The following is a 17,157-nucleotide window of genomic DNA, read 5'->3' as shown; positions in this document are numbered from 1 at the left end:
CGATCGGCGAACACGATGCTTCCATTCCTCCGCTTACCGTCCTACGTAGGCTACATTCGCCATGACGTGAGGCTGAATGCACGGGCTGACATGCGGCCGTACGATTCGTGGCGTACTCTGGGCCACAAAGCCGGAAAGAATGCAGCACCGGCCACTCTCAACGCGCGGGCCTTGCGCCCGCGCCTTCATTCCACTTCCGCGTCTGGCTTCCCGCCGATTTCCCCAGTGCATCGCCGCTCATCCTTGACGAGGCTGCGCAGCTTGTAGATCGCCACCAGCTTGTCTCCGTACTCCGCGCGGATCACCGCGACCAGCTTCTCAATCTCGCCCATAACTCGCCGCGCGTGGACGATTTCGAGGATCGCCCGATGCGCGTCAGGATCGGGCACGCGCCGCCATAGCTCGCGAAGCTCGTCTTCTTGCAGCGAATCGAATTCGGGTAGGGGCTTGATGCCGCTCGGCTTCGCCGCGACCATTGCGCGCCATTCAGGCGGGCCAACGCGCTCGCGGCGCGTATGGGTGAGGCGGCGCGCGTCATTCTGCAGAAGCGTCGTCGAATAGCCTGCCTCTGCATCCGTGAGCCAATACGGGAGCGTTTTCACCTTCCCGTCGTCGAGGTCCGTGTACTCCCACTGGTATTCCCAAACCGGCCCCATATCCGTTTTCCGAACTGTACGGATATACAGTATATGCGAGCGCGGCCGGCAAGGGATCATTCGGCGCGAGGCTCGACGGCGCGTCGCCAATCGTCGACGACAAGGTGACCAAGGTGATGCGCGTGTATCCGAACTCGAAGGCGCTATCGACACAATGACGGAAGTGTGCCACGACGTTGACAATACGCTTCTGGCGGGCCTCACCGGCAAGCCACCACGTTACGCGAGGAAGGTCGGGAGGCAGAACTGCTCGATTTCCTGCCTCTGAGTTCGTGAAAAAAATAAGAATGGGATTAGGATTTTGATTATAGGGATTGCAGCACGAATCCCTATAAAAGGAGCGGCCCGCCGTCTGTCTCGCAAACTTTGGGCGGGCCGCATTTTTGTCTACCGACACGAGGTAAACATATGCACTACGTGATCGCGTTGTTGTACAGCGGGCTTGCCGTAGCACACATCATCGTAGCGATGACCGTGTAACCCGCAGTCGCCCGGTTCGCGCCGGGCGGCTCATCAACGCATTTTCACTCTAGCACAAACGACGGTCTGTCAAATACCCAACGCGGCTCCGTATATGCCGGCACGCTGCCGGCCGGGACTGGTTCTCAGTTCGGATCGCGCGCCATCGCCGTGATGCGTTTCACCTGACTCGCACTGCATCCGGCGAGCCGTGCCGTGTCCGCGATGCTATGCCCGCCAGCGCGCAGGGCAAGGATGCGCCGATGCACTGCCTCATCCGCCTTGCGGCCGACATAGCGCCCGTCACGCTTCGCCAGCTCGATCCCCTGACGCTGGCGCTCGCGCCGATCCTCATAGTCGTCACGCGCCGCCTGTAGCGCGACCTTCAGCAGCATGTCCTGCACCGACTCGAGAACGACCTTCGCGACGCCGCGCGCGTCCGCCGCAAGGTCGGTCAAATCGACGATGCCGGGCACGGCGAGCCGCGCGCCCTTCTCGCGGATCGACGCGACGAGCTTTTCGGCATCGTCGAGCTGCAAGCGGCTGATACGGTCGATCTTCTCGGCGATGACGACCTCGCCCGGTTGCAAGTCGGCGATCATGCGCAGCAGCTCAGGACGGTCTACGCGCGCGCCTGACGCCTTCTCACGATAGACGCCCGCCACGTAGTAGCCCGCCGCCTTGGCGTTGTGCGCGATGGCCTCCTGACGCTCGATATCCTGTTGCTCAGTGCTGACGCGCAGGTAGATGCGCGCGACCTTCATAACGCCGCTCATACGCCTCCCTTGCGTGCGACCCATGCCCACCCATCGGCGAGGGCTTCAGCGTGTGCCTGCTCGCGCAGAAACGCGCCCCACGCATCTACAGCCCGTGCGCTGCCCGCCTGCTTGAGCCAATGTGCGCGCTCGTGCTCCGCGAGATCGTTCCACCAATCAATGCCCTCCTCGGGCGCAGCGTTAGGGTCAGCCGCGTAGACGCCGCCGCCCATCTCTACGTCATCCTCGTAAAAGCGAAGGTGATAGCCGCCGCCAAGGTCAGCGGTGCGCGGCGAAACTCGATAGGTGTATTTCGGCATGGGTGTTCCCCGTGGTTTAGCCAAATAGGGGGTACCTAAACCAGCCAACTATGACACACGTAGCCAAAAATAAAAAGCCCGGCTCAAATTGGCCGGGCCTTTATGGGCGATCTAAACTGGCCATTAGGGAGGCTTGGCCCAAATTAGAACGCTACAATGCGCCCATCATTCCAACACGTGAACCGGGGAAGCTATGAAGAAGATATTCGCGGCGGGGGTGCTGGCAATTGCGTCCGTGGCAGCGCAGGCCACCCTGACGTTTGTGGATGGCAATGAATTTCGAGGATTCAGTAGCCTTGGGAAAATGCAGTATCTCGATGGCGTCTTCGATGGACTTACTGCGACGCATCATCCGCGCCTTGAGGCGTGCCTAAGAGCAATGAAAGTCACCAACAGTCAGATGGAGGCTATTGTCGATCACTTCATGTCCGAACACCCCGAGCTATGGGGCGGCCCGATGGCGGAGATCGCGCACTCCGCGTTCGGCGAGGCATGCTCGAAAATCGGCATGCAGGCCGATTGATAGCGACGGGCCAACCTAACAGCATCGCACCCGTCACATAGATTCACCCCCGGCTCATTTGCGGGCCTTGATCGCCTCGCCAAGGGTGTCGGCACCATAGAGCGCGCAGAAGGCCGCTACGCCGTCCATCGTTGCAGCCTGATAGCCTTCCTCGCCATTGACGACGGTGCGCACCGCGAGTCCCCATTCGAGCAGCGCGCTACGCCCGGCCTTGCTAGGCACGTCGCCGTCCGCGAGCGGGCCGCGCTCGACCAACGCAATCAGCCTATCGAGCGCGCCGCCGTTGGCATTGAGAGCCACGGCTGCACGAACCGACTGCATGACACGCCGTGGGTGTGCCTGCCCTGCGGGCCATCGCTGACCGCGTACCGATCATTTTCGACTAGCCGCATGCACTTCAGCAGGCGTCTGCATCCGAACGCGCCTCAGCACTTCGTCAAGATTGCCAGGCTCAGATGCGACCTTGGAGTCGGTTTCGTCAGTCATTGTTTTCCGATCTTTAGTCACCGGCGTTGCGCGCTTGAATGAACTGCATCAAGGTCATCCCTTCGAAAATCGGTGACGATTGCGCACGCAAACGAGAAAACCCAACGGTTGTGCCGTAATATATGACATGACTTACCGTGCTGATCTCGATTTGCTCCTTGTCGGCGGTTATCCGGACAACTTCCTCGCGAGATTTGAGGATCTCTTCGCTCCTCACATATCCCGTTGCCCATCCGACGACGTTCGTACCGACAAAGACTGGACTTCCACTCATTCCTGCAGGGACCGCGATGTTCAGTTCCAGCCGATCACTTCGCGCAAATGTCACGTGCCCCTTCAGCAGCCTCATTTCTTTGCCCGCCCCGCCTACCTCATGACTCGGAATCCCGATAATCTGCACATCCGTGCCAGCCCAAACCTCGGGTTCAGCTACGGCAAGGTAGCGTGTCACTGGCAGGTTGACATGGACAAGTGCGAGATCGCATTCGTCCCAACGCGCAGCGTGAGTAACCCAGCAAATCTCTGACTTCCCGTCCTGTTGAACCGCTGCAACAAGACGTCTTCCAGCCGGAATATCTTGCGGGCTCGGAACAACGTGGCCCGCAGTAACCGCGTCCCCGCGCTTCGTCACAAAGAAGCACGTACCTAGAAACGTGTACGAATTCAGGTCAACCTTATTGTCCCCAACGTCGTCGACCAGAAGAAGCGGAAAGACGAACTCGCGGCCATCATCCAAAACAAGATTCTGCATAAGATGGCTATTCCCCCTCGTTTTCCCCTACGCAGACAGTAGATTTGCTGGTACCACGTGCCAAGAAAAAGGGAGCCGCAGCTCCCCTTTACTCATGCGATCAAGAAGCGATCGCGATTCTTCGCGTCCTTGATCCATGCGGGAGCACGACCGCGCCCGCTCCACGTCTCGCCAGTCTTGGGGTTCTGGTACTTGGCAGCAACTGGTGCAGAAACCGTCTTGCCCTTGCTTGAGCGTTGACGGCCAAAAATTTGCTCAACCGTGATGCCGTATTCAGCCACTTTCACACGAATGTCAGCAACCACCGCTTCCAATTCAGCGATACGTGCCGCCTCGGTTTCCTCTTGCAGCTTCGCAAGTTGGTCCTTCAGGTCCTTGTAGTTTTTCGTTGCCATAGATGGATCTCCCTTAGTCATTGAACGCGAAGCGCAGTACGTCAAATTATGCCATCTATAGATGGTGTACAGAATCAATGGGTTTTCCCTATCGCCGACGCCGGCCGGCGTTTTCCGTTCTCTTCAGTGTCGTCCGATCACCCTCGGGGCCGCCGTGCTTTCACGGCCGTGAGAAGTATCAAAGCTCATAGGCGGGCTCTCCGACTGGTGCCGGCTCTACCGCGGCGGCCGCGTCCAGTTGTGCGAGTTCGTCTAGCGGTGCCTTTATCGCATCGGTCGAAAGACCGATAGCGGCAAAGATTGCGAGGAGGTGCCCTGGTCGCGCCCGCGCTTTCAGCCAAGTGTCCCCTCCCCGCCAGCGCTTGCGAAAGGTTGCAATAGAGTCGGGCATAAAGCCGTCTGCCCCCAATCGGCGATGTCTCGCCGCAGCGGACGGCAAGCGATCGAGCTGTGCGGCGTAGCTATCAAGCGCTTCGGCAACGTCAGCCCGAGCCATCAGCGCCCGACCCGCCTCGAAAGCCTTGTTTCGCTTCGCCTCGACCGCCGCTATCTCTGTTCGCGCAATGAGCACGAAGCGCTTACCACGCCGCTCCAGTTCATACTTCTTCGCGCATCGCGGACAGCGAATGGACGATTCATACCATTGGGGCGTTGCCGTCGGCCATCCGTGATCCGGTGAGCAATCGTCGATATGAAAGGTTCCCCCGCCACAAAGACAAGGCCCCTCGAATTCAGTGCTTCTTTCCGTTCCCATGAGAACTCCCCGTAACCAGCGCGACGTTTTCCTATTCGTGGTCGTGTGGCGGACGGTACCGCTCGGCATATCTCAGTAACTGGAGGTTCAGTGCCTCCGCGTTAGGCGAGAAATGGGCATCCCGATGGCAATTCGGGCACAAGGCGACGCAGTTCCAGACGCGGTCTCCCTTCTCCACTCCGAGTATGTGATGCACGTCCAGGAAGCCCGAGTAATGTAGCTTCTGCCCGCAGCCGGCGCGCTCACAGCCGTTTGCGCGCGCAAGCACCGCGCGGCGAACCTGCGGATCGCGTTTGACCTCAGAGCGCACCACGGGGCGACGCTCAGCACCGTCGCTGCCGATGAGCCACGCATCACCAACCGGACAGTCATCGTAAGTGTCGTCAACAGGCTCGTCGCTCTTTGCCGGCGCAACCGCGAGCTTGGCCAAATCAATAACACCGGGCCAGCTCCATAGTACGTCCGCGACCTCATGACCATGCGCCTTACGATCGTCCTGCAGCCAGATTGTCGGGCTAGTGCCGTTCATGGCGTGGTTCTTCGACATCCTCCCGAGCAGGCCCTTGGCGATCAAGCCGGCGCTTATATCGCGCTGGTCTCGCCAAATCGGTGCAAGTTCCTCCCGGGGAATTAGCGCGGCGTAAGCGATGTCCATACCATCGCGCTGAACAAAGAGATGATGTGTATTTCCCTCAGCCCGGTCACGCTCGACTACGAAAGCAAGCGTGTCATCCCAGCTATCATTGATCAATCGAGCGCGCAATTGCGCGGCCGCGATTTTTCCCTGGTTCGCACGTTCGTCGGTGCGGCGCCAGCACAAGCGAACTCGCATCTGCAGTGTCTGACCATCGGGTGCCTGCACACGCAAAAACTGCGCGATTGCGGTGCCGGTCTGCGTGCGGTGGTCGCGCAGAACCGAGTAGCCGCGCGCCGTTAGAAACGGCCCGATGGCGTCGCGCGTCACCGCTTCTTCGGCGAGACTTTCTGTGCTGCGAAAGGCGCGTTTGTTCTCGCTCAAAAGGATTCCTCCACTCCGTAGCGGGGTTGTTTTCCGTTGCGTACGTCACACCGACAAGTTGAGAGGGGGCAGCGAACCGTAACGATCTGCGTATGCCACAAGCAATTGCTTTTCAACCAGACCCGGTAGCAGATCACGCTGTTTTTGCGTCAGCGCCTGTTCTGAAGACCGCACACTGATCGGATACAGGACAACCTCACCTCGGGCCAGGCAGCCTTCGATGTCAGGGGAAGCTGAGCCATTCGTCCATCTGTGTTGATAAACGACGGACGACGCAGATCGGGGGAGACCAAAATGACGAAGCATGCACTCGAAGATATTTCGCGCCGTCATGCCCACGTACCATACCGCTGCGTCACTCTCTTCGAACGCCACGTTCCAGTCCGGTGCCGATGGCTTCGTCAGCACGTACACACCAGAAAATTCCCACTGTGGCCGGATCGGCTCAAGGCCCTGAGCCAAATAGTAAGGCCCTGTCGGCTTGAAGCTCAGTTGCCCCACCGCCGACCGCTTGGCTCGAATGGACTCAAGGGTCTCGGCGATTGACTTTAGCGTCATCTCGCTGTTTTCCGTTGTCAAACGTCGCTTACTAATGCCCAACCAGTGCTGTGCCGATGCATCCGTGCGATCGACACTTTCGTCTTCGGCGGACCTTCGAACACCGCTTTACCATCCTCGATCGACAGCACGCGTCGCGTCCGTCCACGTGAACGCTTATCAAGATCGCGCCAGACTTGGCCCGGCTTGACTTCGATTCCGTCTTTCGTCACGTTCTCAGTCATCGCTGCTTTTCCGATAAGTTTGACGACCCTGAGGCCTCTCTGCCGTTGATTAGGTCCGGTAGCGTCGATTGAAGCGGACGTCGTTGACGAATTTTTTGCGCAGCACGGCGAAAACCCACACAAAGACGGCCACGAATGTGAGAACGGATGCGGCTCCCAATGAGCGGGGCAAAATCCACTGCACGAAAAAACCCGTAAAAAGAGCCGCAATCAGGGCAAGGCCGGCCGCTCCAATTGCGTTCCCATATTTCACCTCTGCCTTGCAGCCAACGCATACCGATGCGCCGTACGACACTTTGCTGTGGCAGTGCGGACACGTGATCCTGTTCGTGGCGCCTTGGGGCTGCTTGACGGTGAATTCTCTTTCTCTCATCTTGTTTTCCTCTACAACAACGACATCTGTCCGCCGATGCTTTCGCGGAAGTCGCGGTTACTTTCCTCTGCAGCACTGCCCGGCTGCCTTGCAGGCTTCGTATTCAGATCGATCTCCACAGTCCCTTCGTCCCGTCGATACTCGCGGCCCCACTCGGGGCTAAGTACATCGGACGAGAACAACACGCCCGGCGCAATCTGAATGAGGTGACTCATCGGCGGAATGTCCTATGCGAGTTGAACGTCGAAGTGGGCGGCGGCATAGCGAGCGTTGCAGTTCCACACCTCTACCCCGTCGCGGCTGAACGTTGCCCACCCGTCCGTCACGGTCATCTTGGCTTTGGGGAACACGGCACCGTGACCATTTGCAGTTGCTCCGAGTATGGTGCGCTCCCGGCACGTTGCGACATACTCACCGTCGACCAGAATGCCGCCGCTCTGTTTGCTCTCCATCCCGTTTTCCTACGCGCGAGCGGCGATCTTTTCGTAGATATCTTCGACCCACCACGGCCCCCCCGTGATTCGCGGACTTTTACCCTCGCCGATCTGTTGCGCCAAGCTCCCCAGTTCGTCGGCTGACGACACATTCCATCCGTGCGATAAGGCCGCGGACTCCACATCACTCTTGAGTAGTATCTCGCCCTTCTCGTGGAGAATTTTGAAAAGCTCTTTCGCCTTGTTCAAATCGTTAGGGTGTGCAAGCCCCGTACTTACGTTCACGGTGCTGCTCAGGGTCTTAACTGCTTCGGCGATCACACTCGACATTACTTGCTCCATCCTCAAAGCGGCTTCCGGCCGGTTCGGGGCGCTTACGCGCCATGTTGCTTTCCTACTTGTGTTGCTCGCGTTGCTCGGCCCCATTTCGGTATACGTCGCTATTGGTAGCTACCGCGGAGGGATGCAGGAAGCTCGCGCAGAGATCTCTCACGAGTGAGATTGCACGATCTGCCTCCTCCTGTGCCAACCGTATCGGCTCTACGCCAAGATTCGAAGAGAGCAATGCCTTCTCATGGACGAGGTCCTTTCGTGCCTCACGGAACAGTGTGACTCGATCGAGTAAGTCCGAATCGGTGATGCCAAGCTTCCGCAACCGATCCTCGTAGATTTTGCGGTCAATCTTGAGCGCCTCATCGCGTCCGAAGTGACGTTGCAGGGAGATAAACATCAGGGCTTCAAGGTACATACCCGCAAAGGCGATCGCGATCATCGCGTTCTTGAACGACTGACGATCAGGATTCCAGCGAATCACATTTCCTGATTTCCCACCTTGGTTCGGCGTTGTCGATTGCGTTAGGTCTAGCCTCATAGCGGCATGAGCTTCTTGCGCGATAGCCCAATAGACCTCGATGTTCGTAACGACTTCCACTCGCCCCTCCCTTAATGCAACCTACTGCTCCCTCTACGGGTACGACAATCGCAATCGATCCGATGGTAGTTGTTCCGGTTTTCCGATCAGTTTGGCATGGTGCTGGTTTGATCCTCAATTTCCCGAAAGCTGGACTCAACCTCGCGGCGAACGTCCTCAAGTTGCTCGAGCGAAACAGGTTGTCCGTTGAATGTCATCCCTGCTCGAATCGCTCACGAAAACGCTCAGCCTGATGCAACGGTACCATCAGCGGCACGAATTCTGCATTGTTTGTCGCGAGCCAGTACGCTCGATGTCGCCCAAATCTGAACTCGAATGCTCCAGGAACAGGCTCGATCAACAGCGTAATCTCCAACGCGTCGCCCTGCGCCACTCGAAGACTATCGAGCCGGGACAGTTTCCATTGGTATGGAACAAAACCCGTTCGCGGAGAACCGACAACTCGCCGGCCGCTCGCATCGTGCTTCGCGTCGGTCTGACTGAATTCTGTCTGCGACAGCCATAGCAGATAGCGGCTCGGATTGGCACGGATCAGTGACCACCTGTGTTCGTCATCATCGTGGTCATTCCCCGGAGGCGAATCGAACGTGCGTCGCCCACAGAAAGCCGTGTACTCGAACATGCGAACAATGACAGGTTCGTCATCTTGGCGCAGAGGTGGTACGCAGACAGTCAACAGATCTCCGTCAGCCATGCTTTTCCTCGATGCCGGCCCGGCCGGCGTTTCCGTCTCGAATCCACTATCGCTGGCGCCGCGCCCTATTCCGCATTCCCCAGGGACTCTAGATCTCGCACACGTTCAATCGCGAGTTCCGCCCTGCATGACTGGTCAGCTATCCCTGCACCGCTTCCACCGTTGTACGACAGGCGCACCGCCGCACACTCCGCATTTCGATACTTCAGCCATGCGATCTGGGCGGCCGCCTTTGCTGCCTTGAGTGCAGGCTGGGCGTTCCCATCCATCCGAATGCTAGATTCGTAACTATCTTTGAGGATGGCGTCGATGTCGGCCGCGTATTTGTCCGAACATGCCCGTACGTCAGAAAGCGGTGTAGCCGCGTGTGTGCACTTTTCTAGAAGGCTCTGCGCCGCGGCTATCGCTTCGTCTCGGTCGCGGCGCCACACGGTTCGCTCTGCTTGCTTAGCGACGCTTTGAGCATATTCGTCCGGCGTTTCCGCAAGAGCAGAAACGCTGGCTGCGACCAGTAGAGGCACAAAAACAAAGGTCGGTTTCATTTTCCGGTTTTCCGATCAAATCACTTACCCTCGGTCAGCCTTGGGCATTGGCGAGAACTCGTTCAGAAGCCGAACTATCTCTGCAGAAACCTTTCGCCGCCCCGCTTCCACTTGAAACTGAATCTGACTCGCCCGCTGTGCTACCTGAACGTGGTCCTGGCGTATCGGCAACGGATTCTGACGCAACATCGCTAAATTCGCCTTCATCGCATTGACTCCGTTCTTTATCAAAGTCACCCCCTCGACAGCGCCGACCGTTCCCAGTTCAAGCATCGGAATTTGTTGGAGCATCCGAAAAGCTTCATCGAAGAGCTCCGCGTCGTGGCTTGCAACGTAGTTCTCAGCCAGGTTGCGATCGAGCAGCGCAATGGTCGCTCCATTGACGACTTCAACCGCATGTTCGGTCATTCCTCGAACTGCTGCGAGCCTGCCTGAGCGCAGCAAAAGTTCCCGCCGGTCCGCGTCGCGGCGCTGACTGGATGCGATGCTTACAGCAAATAAGATTGCGCCTATCGAGCCGAACGCCTGCACCCATCCGGCGTAGTCGGCGCTGGTGACGGGCGGGTGCAAGACCAAAGCCGTTAGCAGCGCAACAATGATGCAAGCGAGCCCGACCGCCTTCAAAGCCACGACGTTGAGTTTCACAGTATCCGGGTGGTCAATCGAACGTTTCATCGCCTGGTGTCGCCTTTCCTGTTTTCCTAGCGCTTAGCCGCGGGTTGCGATGTGGCCGAGACAAAATTCTCGTAGTACACGCGCATGTCCTCCTTGAACTGTGCCCAGTCCCATCCGACCGTGGCTGCCTGAACAGCAGCGGGTGCAAAGGGTTTATCGTCTCCGGGCCCAATTGCCACAATCACTCGACGAACAAATAGATCGACGACGTCATCATTCCGCCGGACCGTGGCTGAGTATCCCCCCAAGAGGTTTGTGAACAGTTCGACGTCTTTCAGAGCGTCGTGCGATTTGAGAATGCCTGCTGCAATGCCTCCAGAATACTTCAGGCTTTCAAAGTAGCCGTCACCGACCGGCTCGTCCACCTCTTCCGGATCGTTGTCATCGAGAAAACGGTCGGATCGTTTCAGAAAGCCTGACATGCAGCAGAACACCGCAAATGCAACGGCTTCGAACATCACGGCGTTATAGTGAAAGTCCGTACGGTCCGACCTTTGTGACTTTCGCATTCCGCGCAGGGCATTTTCGAGGACCTCCGCGTATCCGTTTGCGCATCTAAGCGATAGCAAAGCGAGCGCAGTGGGTGCCCGCATCTCTTTGACCGTGCCCGTGGATAACTCGGCAACCGCGTCGTTGCTCAGTTTGTCAACGAATACCTTGAGTTCCGTCGAAGGACGAGTGTGCCTGCGAATCGAGCTAATTTTCTCAATCCATGACATCTCTAACACTCCATAGATTTGCAGACCGCTTTTGGCGTCGTGGTCGGTGGGCATGCCATTGCACCACGCCGGTACTTGGGAATCGCCGTGTTTTCCGATCTTTCAGTGAGAGAAGTACATCACCATCGAGAAGACGAAGGCAAGAACAACGACAACGGACCAAAACAGTTGCCATCCCTGACTTGAGCGATTTATCGCCTCTGCAAGGTGACTTCTCCTTTTATATTTTCGACGAGCCATGCGGTTTCCTAGGTGCCGACCTGGTCAGCACTAGCCTCACAATCGTCCCAGTACCGTAACGGATCCAGATGTTGCGGATAGCGTAAGCTGAGCCACCCTGAAAGCCGAGCCCAATCCGGATGGTTGCTGCCTGTCAGTGAGGACCAGATCGAGGAACGCTCGAGAATCCGCCCAGTGGCGCGATCGCGGACCAGCAAGCTGCCCATCCCGCTCGAACTGTTCGACTGTGTCTCGACCAGATAGCGTGGCAACAGCCGCAGTTCGGCATCCTCGGCCCAGCCATACACTGCTCGCACCACGTTCGACGGGTCTCGCAGTTCAATGGGGCCAGTGGCCGGACGAACGGCTTTCCATCCTTCAGGAAACTCGGCAACAACCTCGTGGCCAACTTCTCTCACCCATCTCACCCGCAAAATGCGCGCTATCGCCTCGCACAAGTGGGACAGCGACGCGTAGCCGGCAGGCAAAGCGATCGCGCTCGGTAGCGTGATCAGATTGTCTTTCCAGAGCCGGGTTTCGTCATCGGCGCGCTGGGCCGTATCGAACACGCTGGCTTCGAATGGATTCACCGGCCGGCCCGACACGATCGGGTTCCCGTTTGGTAATCCCGTAAAGAGCCGCTCGGCGTCCTGACGGGTAAGTTTTGGTTTCCCGCGTTTCATGAGATCCTTGTACAGTTCCTTTCCTATCAATGGTCGAAGAGCGGCTACCCTACTCAGATGGCGAGCAGGTCGGGCTGAATTAGGAACGCTGCAGGATCGTTACCGAGCCATGCCGGCTGTCGCCCCCTGCCAGACCAGGTTTTACCTGTCGCGGGGTCGCGGTACTTCGGAACGGTCGACATGCGCCTCGAGTTGCGCTTATGCACTTTCTCTTCCAGATCCGGAACGCTGAGATCGAACTCCTTCATCAGTGCCTTGATCTGTCCGATCGCCGCTTCACGTTCGGCCTCGCGAGCGGCGTTGATTTGCGCATCCAGTGCCTCTCGTTGCGCAATTAGAGCTAGGTAGCCTGTCGGTTTGGAGTTCATGTTCTCTCTTTTCCTTGCGCCGGCACGGCCGGCGTTTTCCGTGGTTAGCGATTTCGCACTCGTTCATAGGCTAAGTGCGCGAGGCCAACGGCACCGACAAGGATCAACGCGCCATAGACTTTCATGCCGGAATGAGGGAAGACGGACGGGAGGATGGCGAAGTGCGCGAGCACGAGGCTCATCAAACCCGCCAACCCTACGCTGATAGACCACTTCAATTCGTTATTCATCACCTTTCCTGTTTCCCGTTTCGTCCTACACCAATACGAAGCCTTGATGGTCGCCGTACCGGGACAGCACATCTTGGGCCTGCTTCATCGCTTCGGCCAGTTCACTCGCGTTCACCGTGCCGTTAGCCCCGGAGGCCGCTGCTTCCGATGCTATCACCAATCGGTGCAATGCCCCTGCCAACGCGTTATGGCCGTCCACGAGACGGTGATAGTTGCGGTCGCTGATTTCGATCATGCTCTTTTTCCTTGATCAAACGTCGCCTACCAACGCCCAGCCCGTGCTATGGCGATGCATGCGCGAGATCGACACCTTCGACTTGGGCGGACCTTCGAGCACGGCCTTTCCGTCCTCGATCGACAACACTCGCCTCGTCCGCCCGTTCGACCGCTTGTCGAGATCTCTCCAGACCTGCCCCGGCCTAACCTCGATCTCTTCCTTCGTCACGTTCTCAGTCATCGAAGCTCTTCCCTTGCGTCAGCTCGACATCACGCCGACGATCTTGACGTCGGCCGGACGCACTCGTAGCCGGCGCGCTACTGCACGCTGCGCTCGCGTGGTCAGGTCGTATCCCTTCGTCGGATCTGCCACCCGCGCAATGAAGTCGACGCGGCCCGTGACGGCCATTCCCAGTTTCACTGCCTCGTAGCTCGCAGACACCGCGATTCGCTCCATCGTGCTTTTCCCTTGCATCAGCTCGACATCACGCCGACGATCTTGACGTCGGCCGGACGCACTCGTAGCCGGCGCGCTACTGCACGCTGCGCTCGCGTGGTCAGGTCGTATCCCTTCGTCGGATCTGCCACCCGCGCAATGAATTCGACGCGGCCCGTGACGGCCATTCCCAGTTTCACTGCCTCGTAGCTCGCAGACACCGCGATTCGCTCCATCGTGCTTTTCCTATGGAGGGCGTGCTCGCCATTACTCGTATTCGACATCGACATTAGACCGGTCTCGCATCCAGTCAGGAGCAATCTCATTGAGCTGGATGTGATGGCTGCCGGGGAGGATCTCGATGGAGGTGATGGTCATTCGGTCGGGGATATCACCGCCGAGCGTGACCAGCGCCTCAAATTCGATTCGCTCATCGGTCGCGAACGATCCTGTGCCCATCCCCATCGATTCCCGATCTATGCTGTCCCATTTGCTGAATTCGAAGTGACTCGTCACCGTCGCGAGAGCGATCGCACGGACGTTGACGACGACTTCTCCATCACCGTAATCGACGGCTTCAAATTCTTCGGATTCGGCAGGCAGGTCGACATCCTCGAAGTCCGGCTCTACCACATCCTCACTGAACTCGAACGATGAGTCGGCTTCAACGTCGAACCGGATCTTATGGCCTTGATTTGTGAGCGCGTCCACCAGAGCGTCCACCAATCCAAGCGTGTCGCCCCCAGCGGATAGCTCGGCGAGGCGCCGCGCGGCGAAGCGCGCCGTCTCAGTCTGAAAGCCACCGAGCGCATCGCGCAGATCGGCGACGCACACGAGTCCACGCGACACGGCGCAAAAGCGATGCCAGTCAGGATCGGTTGAAACCACCAGCACCTTCGTCCCGCGCTCGTGTGCCCAGTGCTCAAGCGCGAGCAACGCGACCGCGTCAGGGAACTCGTGCTTTTTCTCGCCCGTAGCAGCAAATGGCGGGTGCGCCGCGAAATACCGATCCATCACGGTACGCAGCTCGACACGAGCCGCCGTATCCAGCACGTGCGCCGCGGTTCTCTGTAGCCAAGCATCTAACCGAGCCTTCGACACCTCACCGGCGTCGCCGGCCTGCGCCGCGATCGTCTCGAGTTGCGCTTGCGCGCCATTTGGCATCAGCCGTTCCAACGCCGCCAGCCGAATTCCACGCTGCAGTACGGTGCGCGCCTTCTCAGCTTCACGCGTGAGGTGGGCGGTGACTTCGCGTGTCACCACATCCGGGAGCAACACCTGCACGTCACTCGCATCGAACTGCTCGAGGCGTCGCAGGAGGCCGCCCTCGAGTAAGCGGCGATTGGCGTCGAACACGGAAGTGTCGAGCGCAATCGCGCCGATCAAGTCATTGGCGATGTCGTCGAGAAGTTGCTGATCCATGCATTCGACTCCGGGTTGAATTTTCCTTGCCAGACTACTGGTGTGCGACAACGAATCGGTTGTTGTCGAAAAAGTACTGTTCCAACGACTTCTGACCAGCGAGAGCGGCGCCCAAGCTCTCGGTCTCAACGAGAGAAATTAGCTCCATGACCGCTCGAAGGTTGGCGGCAGCGGGCGAACCGCACTGACTGATTCGAACCTTCGCATACAGGTTTTCGACATATACGGCGCCGCCGCCTGAATATCCTGGCGGCTTCCTCGCGGCCCAGACGACACTATCGCTGCCCTCCATCCACGACACCGCGCACAGGCGGGTGCCAAGCAGCCTGTCTAGCTCCGCACGCCGAGCGGCGAGATCTGCGTCCAATTGGGTAAGGGGTGGGTTTGCGACCGACATGTTCTGAATGGTTTCCTTGGTGCCGGCCAGGCCGGCGTTTTCCGATGCAACTAGCTGCGGCTGGTGAACGTCGAGCCGGCAACTTGCGCGCGATCGGCAAGGCGGCGTAGCTGCGTTTCCAACTCGTGCAGATCAACGGCATGATATTCGCCGTCCGGAAGCGCCTTCATAGCGTCGATCTCAGCCTCAATTTGTGTTGTCAGGGCCGCCAATCGCTCGCTGCGAATCTCGCGCTGGATCTCGGCTTGCGTCCGAAAATCTCGCCGTACTTCCCGTTGAATGCCCATCACCGCTCCCTATCTGTTTTCCAATTCATTCGGTCGAGTTGCGGTTTCCCGCTACAAGGGCATCCGCCAGCCGGCTATGACGGGCATTTCATCATCCCCCTCGACCCGTCTGGCGAGCAGGCAGGTCTCTGAGGCAGTCAGGATTGCATCGACTGCTGGAAGGTCACTTCGGTAAACTCATCAGGTCCATTGACCGCCAGAAAGACGGTGCCGCGCATGCAACGGTTCATGACATCGTCGGGCGTCATCGTTGAACCGAGGCCAATCGTCACGCGGAAGGAATCCTGAGCCGTGGTGCCAACGAGTACGCCGGCGTTCCATTGCTTGAGGAGGAGGTCGGAGATCGAGTTTTGCACTGCTACCCAGGTCGTCGCATTGTTGGCCCCGGACGCATAGCTCATTACCACCTGCTTGATCGCCTGCTCCAGCATGAGCACAGTGCAGCGCGATTCTGCGTCCAGACCGTCAGATTGAGTGTTATCCACTGGTGTTTTTCCTTGGTCAGTTACCAGCGCTCGCGGCAAGCTTTGCCACATAGCGAATGTCGTTGCCGACGTCGGCCGCGCGCAAGACATGATCGGGATCGGTCACCAGCTCGTAGCCGGCGGGCAGCCAGTTCGGAGCGACGTCGGCCGGTGCGGCGAATGAAACCTGCGAGCCGGTCACGATCGCCTCGAATCTCTCCGCAATTTCGTTTCTACCGTCCGCCACGTTACTGGTGTTCTCCATGTCGCTTTTCCTGTTTTCCTTGCCGATTACGGCCGCCTCCTCGCAATCGACCGTGCGGCCCTCGGGCACGCCGTGGTCGATCAGGCGCCGAATGCCGGCTTCGGTGACATCGGTGAGCTTCTCGCTCGGAATCATAGCGTCTCCTCATCCGCGGAACGGGAGCGCCGGTCTGCAGCAAACTCGAGCGGCAGTTGCAGCAAAACACTGCCCTCGATGGCGAGCGAGTCAAGCGCCTCGACGTTCAGCGACGTGACGCAACCCAACGCAGTCTCCTGCTTCTGCTGCAGAAGCGCGAATACGACCGCGCACCGGTCGATGTTATCCCTCGCGTAGTTGCGCTCTTTTAGTCTTTTGACGTTCAGATTAGCGATGAACAATCCCGAGGTGACCGCGGCAATCGCCGCGCTGATGGCGGCGCCGGAGTCACCCCTCACGGACTGCCAGCCGTGCTCGAACACGGTCACACCGTAGTCAATCAGGGGCATGCAGAGGTCGATGATCTGGAACGTGTTGTCGGTGGCCACCTCGAGCAGGTCGTTGGCGCGGCGCGAGGCGGTACTTTTCACGTCCGGGTCGGTGGCCGCATCGCGCGCCATCCGAAGGCGGACGATTTCGTCAAACTCACGGGCATCCTTCTCGAACAGGGCGCGCAGCGAGGGTTCGATCGCGCCGAGTTCATCGAGCAGGTGGCGCAGCGTGACCTCGGTATTGCGCTCGGGATTCTTCTGCAAGCTCTTCAGGCACACCGTGCGGATGAGTTTGACTGCCAGCAGTCCCATGAGCGCCGCGGCGCTGCCCGAGCCGGGAGATGCTTGACCCGCGCCGAACGCATCGAGCAACTGGTTGGTCGGCTGCGCGAGCAGCTCGGCATCGCGAGGCACGGGGTCGGTCATGAGTGGGGCC

The 17,157-nt window shown here is 58.8% G+C and carries 32 protein-coding genes; 1 reads left to right on the top strand and 31 read right to left on the bottom strand.

Features of this window, described 5'->3' with window-relative positions:
- Positions 1 to 185: 185 nt before the first annotated feature.
- The 3 genes from ACV229_RS26685 to ACV229_RS26675 all read right to left on the bottom strand — a co-directional run bounded on the left by ACV229_RS26685 (position 186) and on the right by ACV229_RS26675 (position 2,190).
- Positions 186 to 656 carry a hypothetical protein gene (locus ACV229_RS26685; protein ID WP_448086107.1) on the bottom strand — a complete coding sequence of 157 codons (471 nt, stop codon included), beginning with the start codon at positions 654 to 656 and terminating at the stop codon, positions 186 to 188.
- A 605-nt stretch (positions 657 to 1,261) separates the two neighbouring features.
- Positions 1,262 to 1,879 carry a recombinase family protein gene (locus ACV229_RS26680; RefSeq protein WP_448086106.1) on the bottom strand — a complete coding sequence of 206 codons (618 nt, stop codon included), beginning with the start codon at positions 1,877 to 1,879 and terminating at the stop codon, positions 1,262 to 1,264.
- A gap of 8 nt (positions 1,880 to 1,887) precedes the next feature.
- Positions 1,888 to 2,190: a hypothetical protein gene (locus ACV229_RS26675; protein ID WP_448086105.1), complete on the bottom strand. Its 303-nt coding sequence runs from the start codon at positions 2,188 to 2,190 to the stop codon at positions 1,888 to 1,890.
- Between the two features lie 193 nt (positions 2,191 to 2,383).
- Here ACV229_RS26675 and ACV229_RS26670 point away from each other — a divergent pair, with 193 nt between their 5' ends.
- Positions 2,384 to 2,713 (top strand): hypothetical protein, encoded by a 330-nt coding sequence (locus ACV229_RS26670; RefSeq protein ID WP_448086104.1) that lies wholly within the window; start codon positions 2,384 to 2,386, stop codon positions 2,711 to 2,713.
- Between the two features lie 54 nt (positions 2,714 to 2,767).
- Here the strand turns inward: ACV229_RS26670 and ACV229_RS26665 are convergent, their stop codons facing one another.
- The 28 genes from ACV229_RS26665 to ACV229_RS26530 form a co-directional block, all read right to left on the bottom strand.
- Positions 2,768 to 3,034 carry a hypothetical protein gene (locus ACV229_RS26665; protein ID WP_448086103.1) on the bottom strand — a complete coding sequence of 89 codons (267 nt, stop codon included), beginning with the start codon at positions 3,032 to 3,034 and terminating at the stop codon, positions 2,768 to 2,770.
- Between the two features lie 178 nt (positions 3,035 to 3,212).
- A complete protein-coding gene (locus ACV229_RS26660) occupies positions 3,213 to 3,950 on the bottom strand; it encodes a S1 family peptidase (RefSeq protein ID WP_448086102.1) in 738 nt (245 codons plus the stop codon).
- A gap of 92 nt (positions 3,951 to 4,042) precedes the next feature.
- Complete coding sequence (locus ACV229_RS26655) at positions 4,043 to 4,345, bottom strand: H-NS histone family protein (protein WP_448086101.1); 303 nt, start codon at positions 4,343 to 4,345, stop codon at positions 4,043 to 4,045.
- A 178-nt stretch (positions 4,346 to 4,523) separates the two neighbouring features.
- The gene (locus tag ACV229_RS26650; RefSeq protein WP_448086100.1) at positions 4,524 to 5,099 is read right to left on the bottom strand and encodes a hypothetical protein; all 576 of its coding nucleotides are present in this window, start codon (positions 5,097 to 5,099) and stop codon (positions 4,524 to 4,526) included.
- Positions 5,100 to 5,130: 31 nt separating this feature from the next.
- Complete coding sequence (locus tag ACV229_RS26645) at positions 5,131 to 6,117, bottom strand: HNH endonuclease (RefSeq protein WP_448086099.1); 987 nt, start codon at positions 6,115 to 6,117, stop codon at positions 5,131 to 5,133.
- Positions 6,118 to 6,162: 45 nt separating this feature from the next.
- Complete coding sequence (locus ACV229_RS26640; protein ID WP_448086098.1) at positions 6,163 to 6,675, bottom strand: hypothetical protein; 513 nt, start codon at positions 6,673 to 6,675, stop codon at positions 6,163 to 6,165.
- 17 nt (positions 6,676 to 6,692) lie between these two features.
- Positions 6,693 to 6,899: a hypothetical protein gene (locus ACV229_RS26635; RefSeq protein ID WP_448086097.1), complete on the bottom strand. Its 207-nt coding sequence runs from the start codon at positions 6,897 to 6,899 to the stop codon at positions 6,693 to 6,695.
- A 49-nt stretch (positions 6,900 to 6,948) separates the two neighbouring features.
- Positions 6,949 to 7,272, bottom strand: coding sequence for a hypothetical protein (locus ACV229_RS26630; RefSeq protein WP_448086096.1), 324 nt, complete (start codon positions 7,270 to 7,272; stop codon positions 6,949 to 6,951).
- Between the two features lie 11 nt (positions 7,273 to 7,283).
- Entirely contained in the window at positions 7,284 to 7,487 is a 204-nt protein-coding gene (locus ACV229_RS26625) for a hypothetical protein (protein WP_448086095.1), read from the bottom strand.
- 12 nt (positions 7,488 to 7,499) lie between these two features.
- Entirely contained in the window at positions 7,500 to 7,724 is a 225-nt protein-coding gene (locus ACV229_RS26620; RefSeq protein ID WP_448086094.1) for a hypothetical protein, read from the bottom strand.
- 9 nt (positions 7,725 to 7,733) lie between these two features.
- Positions 7,734 to 8,036 carry a DUF1889 family protein gene (locus tag ACV229_RS26615; protein WP_448086093.1) on the bottom strand — a complete coding sequence of 101 codons (303 nt, stop codon included), beginning with the start codon at positions 8,034 to 8,036 and terminating at the stop codon, positions 7,734 to 7,736.
- Positions 8,037 to 8,100: 64 nt separating this feature from the next.
- Positions 8,101 to 8,637, bottom strand: coding sequence for a hypothetical protein (locus tag ACV229_RS26610; protein WP_448086092.1), 537 nt, complete (start codon positions 8,635 to 8,637; stop codon positions 8,101 to 8,103).
- A gap of 193 nt (positions 8,638 to 8,830) precedes the next feature.
- A complete protein-coding gene (locus ACV229_RS26605) occupies positions 8,831 to 9,331 on the bottom strand; it encodes a hypothetical protein (protein WP_448086091.1) in 501 nt (166 codons plus the stop codon).
- 65 nt (positions 9,332 to 9,396) lie between these two features.
- Positions 9,397 to 9,873, bottom strand: coding sequence for a lysozyme inhibitor LprI family protein (locus ACV229_RS26600; RefSeq protein ID WP_448086090.1), 477 nt, complete (start codon positions 9,871 to 9,873; stop codon positions 9,397 to 9,399).
- 24 nt (positions 9,874 to 9,897) lie between these two features.
- Positions 9,898 to 10,548, bottom strand: a complete 651-nt coding sequence (locus tag ACV229_RS26595; RefSeq protein WP_448086089.1) for a hypothetical protein — start codon at positions 10,546 to 10,548, stop codon at positions 9,898 to 9,900.
- Between the two features lie 26 nt (positions 10,549 to 10,574).
- Positions 10,575 to 11,321, bottom strand: coding sequence for a hypothetical protein (locus tag ACV229_RS26590; protein WP_448086088.1), 747 nt, complete (start codon positions 11,319 to 11,321; stop codon positions 10,575 to 10,577).
- Between the two features lie 194 nt (positions 11,322 to 11,515).
- Positions 11,516 to 12,169 carry a hypothetical protein gene (locus ACV229_RS26585; protein WP_448086087.1) on the bottom strand — a complete coding sequence of 218 codons (654 nt, stop codon included), beginning with the start codon at positions 12,167 to 12,169 and terminating at the stop codon, positions 11,516 to 11,518.
- 53 nt (positions 12,170 to 12,222) lie between these two features.
- Complete coding sequence (locus ACV229_RS26580; protein ID WP_448086086.1) at positions 12,223 to 12,537, bottom strand: H-NS histone family protein; 315 nt, start codon at positions 12,535 to 12,537, stop codon at positions 12,223 to 12,225.
- 44 nt (positions 12,538 to 12,581) lie between these two features.
- On the bottom strand, positions 12,582 to 12,767 hold the full coding sequence (locus ACV229_RS26575) for a hypothetical protein (RefSeq protein WP_448086085.1): 186 nt from the start codon (positions 12,765 to 12,767) through the stop codon (positions 12,582 to 12,584).
- A gap of 25 nt (positions 12,768 to 12,792) precedes the next feature.
- On the bottom strand, positions 12,793 to 13,002 hold the full coding sequence (locus ACV229_RS26570; protein WP_448086084.1) for a hypothetical protein: 210 nt from the start codon (positions 13,000 to 13,002) through the stop codon (positions 12,793 to 12,795).
- Positions 13,003 to 13,017: 15 nt separating this feature from the next.
- On the bottom strand, positions 13,018 to 13,224 hold the full coding sequence (locus ACV229_RS26565) for a hypothetical protein (RefSeq protein ID WP_448086083.1): 207 nt from the start codon (positions 13,222 to 13,224) through the stop codon (positions 13,018 to 13,020).
- 18 nt (positions 13,225 to 13,242) lie between these two features.
- A complete protein-coding gene (locus ACV229_RS26560) occupies positions 13,243 to 13,440 on the bottom strand; it encodes a hypothetical protein (RefSeq protein WP_448086082.1) in 198 nt (65 codons plus the stop codon).
- Positions 13,441 to 13,457: 17 nt separating this feature from the next.
- Positions 13,458 to 13,655 carry a hypothetical protein gene (locus ACV229_RS26555; protein ID WP_448086081.1) on the bottom strand — a complete coding sequence of 66 codons (198 nt, stop codon included), beginning with the start codon at positions 13,653 to 13,655 and terminating at the stop codon, positions 13,458 to 13,460.
- Positions 13,656 to 13,686: 31 nt separating this feature from the next.
- Positions 13,687 to 14,841 carry a PIN domain-containing protein gene (locus ACV229_RS26550; RefSeq protein WP_448086080.1) on the bottom strand — a complete coding sequence of 385 codons (1,155 nt, stop codon included), beginning with the start codon at positions 14,839 to 14,841 and terminating at the stop codon, positions 13,687 to 13,689.
- 447 nt (positions 14,842 to 15,288) lie between these two features.
- Positions 15,289 to 15,525, bottom strand: coding sequence for a hypothetical protein (locus tag ACV229_RS26545; protein ID WP_448086079.1), 237 nt, complete (start codon positions 15,523 to 15,525; stop codon positions 15,289 to 15,291).
- Between the two features lie 137 nt (positions 15,526 to 15,662).
- Positions 15,663 to 16,010: a hypothetical protein gene (locus tag ACV229_RS26540; RefSeq protein ID WP_448086078.1), complete on the bottom strand. Its 348-nt coding sequence runs from the start codon at positions 16,008 to 16,010 to the stop codon at positions 15,663 to 15,665.
- 16 nt (positions 16,011 to 16,026) lie between these two features.
- Positions 16,027 to 16,389, bottom strand: a complete 363-nt coding sequence (locus ACV229_RS26535; protein ID WP_448086077.1) for a hypothetical protein — start codon at positions 16,387 to 16,389, stop codon at positions 16,027 to 16,029.
- Positions 16,386 to 17,147, bottom strand: coding sequence for a cyclodeaminase/cyclohydrolase family protein (locus ACV229_RS26530; RefSeq protein ID WP_448086076.1), 762 nt, complete (start codon positions 17,145 to 17,147; stop codon positions 16,386 to 16,388). The genes ACV229_RS26535 and ACV229_RS26530 overlap by 4 nt, the downstream gene beginning before the upstream one ends.
- Between the last annotated feature and the right edge of the window lie 10 nt (positions 17,148 to 17,157).

Source organism: Burkholderia sp. MR1-5-21 (genome assembly GCF_053427715.1).
Note: the sequence above shows the minus strand (reverse complement) of the source record. Positions and strands in the feature narration are given on the sequence as shown.

Coding starts and splice junctions, on each gene's coding strand:
- ACV229_RS26630 (WP_448086096.1), bottom strand. CDS start 7,272: ATGAGAGAAAGAGAATTCACCGTCAAGCAGCCCCAAGGCGCCACGAAC.
- ACV229_RS26595 (WP_448086089.1), bottom strand. CDS start 10,548: ATGAAACGTTCGATTGACCACCCGGATACTGTGAAACTCAACGTCGTG.
- ACV229_RS26675 (WP_448086105.1), bottom strand. CDS start 2,190: ATGCCGAAATACACCTATCGAGTTTCGCCGCGCACCGCTGACCTTGGC.
- ACV229_RS26560 (WP_448086082.1), bottom strand. CDS start 13,440: ATGGAGCGAATCGCGGTGTCTGCGAGCTACGAGGCAGTGAAACTGGGA.
- ACV229_RS26635 (WP_448086097.1), bottom strand. CDS start 6,899: ATGACTGAGAACGTGACGAAAGACGGAATCGAAGTCAAGCCGGGCCAA.
- ACV229_RS26650 (WP_448086100.1), bottom strand. CDS start 5,099: ATGGGAACGGAAAGAAGCACTGAATTCGAGGGGCCTTGTCTTTGTGGC.
- ACV229_RS26570 (WP_448086084.1), bottom strand. CDS start 13,002: ATGATCGAAATCAGCGACCGCAACTATCACCGTCTCGTGGACGGCCAT.
- ACV229_RS26660 (WP_448086102.1), bottom strand. CDS start 3,950: ATGCAGAATCTTGTTTTGGATGATGGCCGCGAGTTCGTCTTTCCGCTT.
- ACV229_RS26600 (WP_448086090.1), bottom strand. CDS start 9,873: ATGAAACCGACCTTTGTTTTTGTGCCTCTACTGGTCGCAGCCAGCGTT.
- ACV229_RS26655 (WP_448086101.1), bottom strand. CDS start 4,345: ATGGCAACGAAAAACTACAAGGACCTGAAGGACCAACTTGCGAAGCTG.
- ACV229_RS26585 (WP_448086087.1), bottom strand. CDS start 12,169: ATGAAACGCGGGAAACCAAAACTTACCCGTCAGGACGCCGAGCGGCTC.
- ACV229_RS26575 (WP_448086085.1), bottom strand. CDS start 12,767: ATGAATAACGAATTGAAGTGGTCTATCAGCGTAGGGTTGGCGGGTTTG.
- ACV229_RS26580 (WP_448086086.1), bottom strand. CDS start 12,537: ATGAACTCCAAACCGACAGGCTACCTAGCTCTAATTGCGCAACGAGAG.
- ACV229_RS26625 (WP_448086095.1), bottom strand. CDS start 7,487: ATGAGTCACCTCATTCAGATTGCGCCGGGCGTGTTGTTCTCGTCCGAT.
- ACV229_RS26530 (WP_448086076.1), bottom strand. CDS start 17,147: ATGACCGACCCCGTGCCTCGCGATGCCGAGCTGCTCGCGCAGCCGACC.
- ACV229_RS26590 (WP_448086088.1), bottom strand. CDS start 11,321: ATGCCCACCGACCACGACGCCAAAAGCGGTCTGCAAATCTATGGAGTG.
- ACV229_RS26680 (WP_448086106.1), bottom strand. CDS start 1,879: ATGAAGGTCGCGCGCATCTACCTGCGCGTCAGCACTGAGCAACAGGAT.
- ACV229_RS26565 (WP_448086083.1), bottom strand. CDS start 13,224: ATGACTGAGAACGTGACGAAGGAAGAGATCGAGGTTAGGCCGGGGCAG.
- ACV229_RS26605 (WP_448086091.1), bottom strand. CDS start 9,331: ATGGCTGACGGAGATCTGTTGACTGTCTGCGTACCACCTCTGCGCCAA.
- ACV229_RS26640 (WP_448086098.1), bottom strand. CDS start 6,675: ATGACGCTAAAGTCAATCGCCGAGACCCTTGAGTCCATTCGAGCCAAG.
- ACV229_RS26545 (WP_448086079.1), bottom strand. CDS start 15,525: ATGGGCATTCAACGGGAAGTACGGCGAGATTTTCGGACGCAAGCCGAG.
- ACV229_RS26555 (WP_448086081.1), bottom strand. CDS start 13,655: ATGGAGCGAATCGCGGTGTCTGCGAGCTACGAGGCAGTGAAACTGGGA.
- ACV229_RS26615 (WP_448086093.1), bottom strand. CDS start 8,036: ATGTCGAGTGTGATCGCCGAAGCAGTTAAGACCCTGAGCAGCACCGTG.
- ACV229_RS26620 (WP_448086094.1), bottom strand. CDS start 7,724: ATGGAGAGCAAACAGAGCGGCGGCATTCTGGTCGACGGTGAGTATGTC.
- ACV229_RS26670 (WP_448086104.1), top strand. CDS start 2,384: ATGAAGAAGATATTCGCGGCGGGGGTGCTGGCAATTGCGTCCGTGGCA.
- ACV229_RS26550 (WP_448086080.1), bottom strand. CDS start 14,841: ATGGATCAGCAACTTCTCGACGACATCGCCAATGACTTGATCGGCGCG.
- ACV229_RS26535 (WP_448086077.1), bottom strand. CDS start 16,389: ATGATTCCGAGCGAGAAGCTCACCGATGTCACCGAAGCCGGCATTCGG.
- ACV229_RS26685 (WP_448086107.1), bottom strand. CDS start 656: ATGGGGCCGGTTTGGGAATACCAGTGGGAGTACACGGACCTCGACGAC.
- ACV229_RS26665 (WP_448086103.1), bottom strand. CDS start 3,034: ATGCAGTCGGTTCGTGCAGCCGTGGCTCTCAATGCCAACGGCGGCGCG.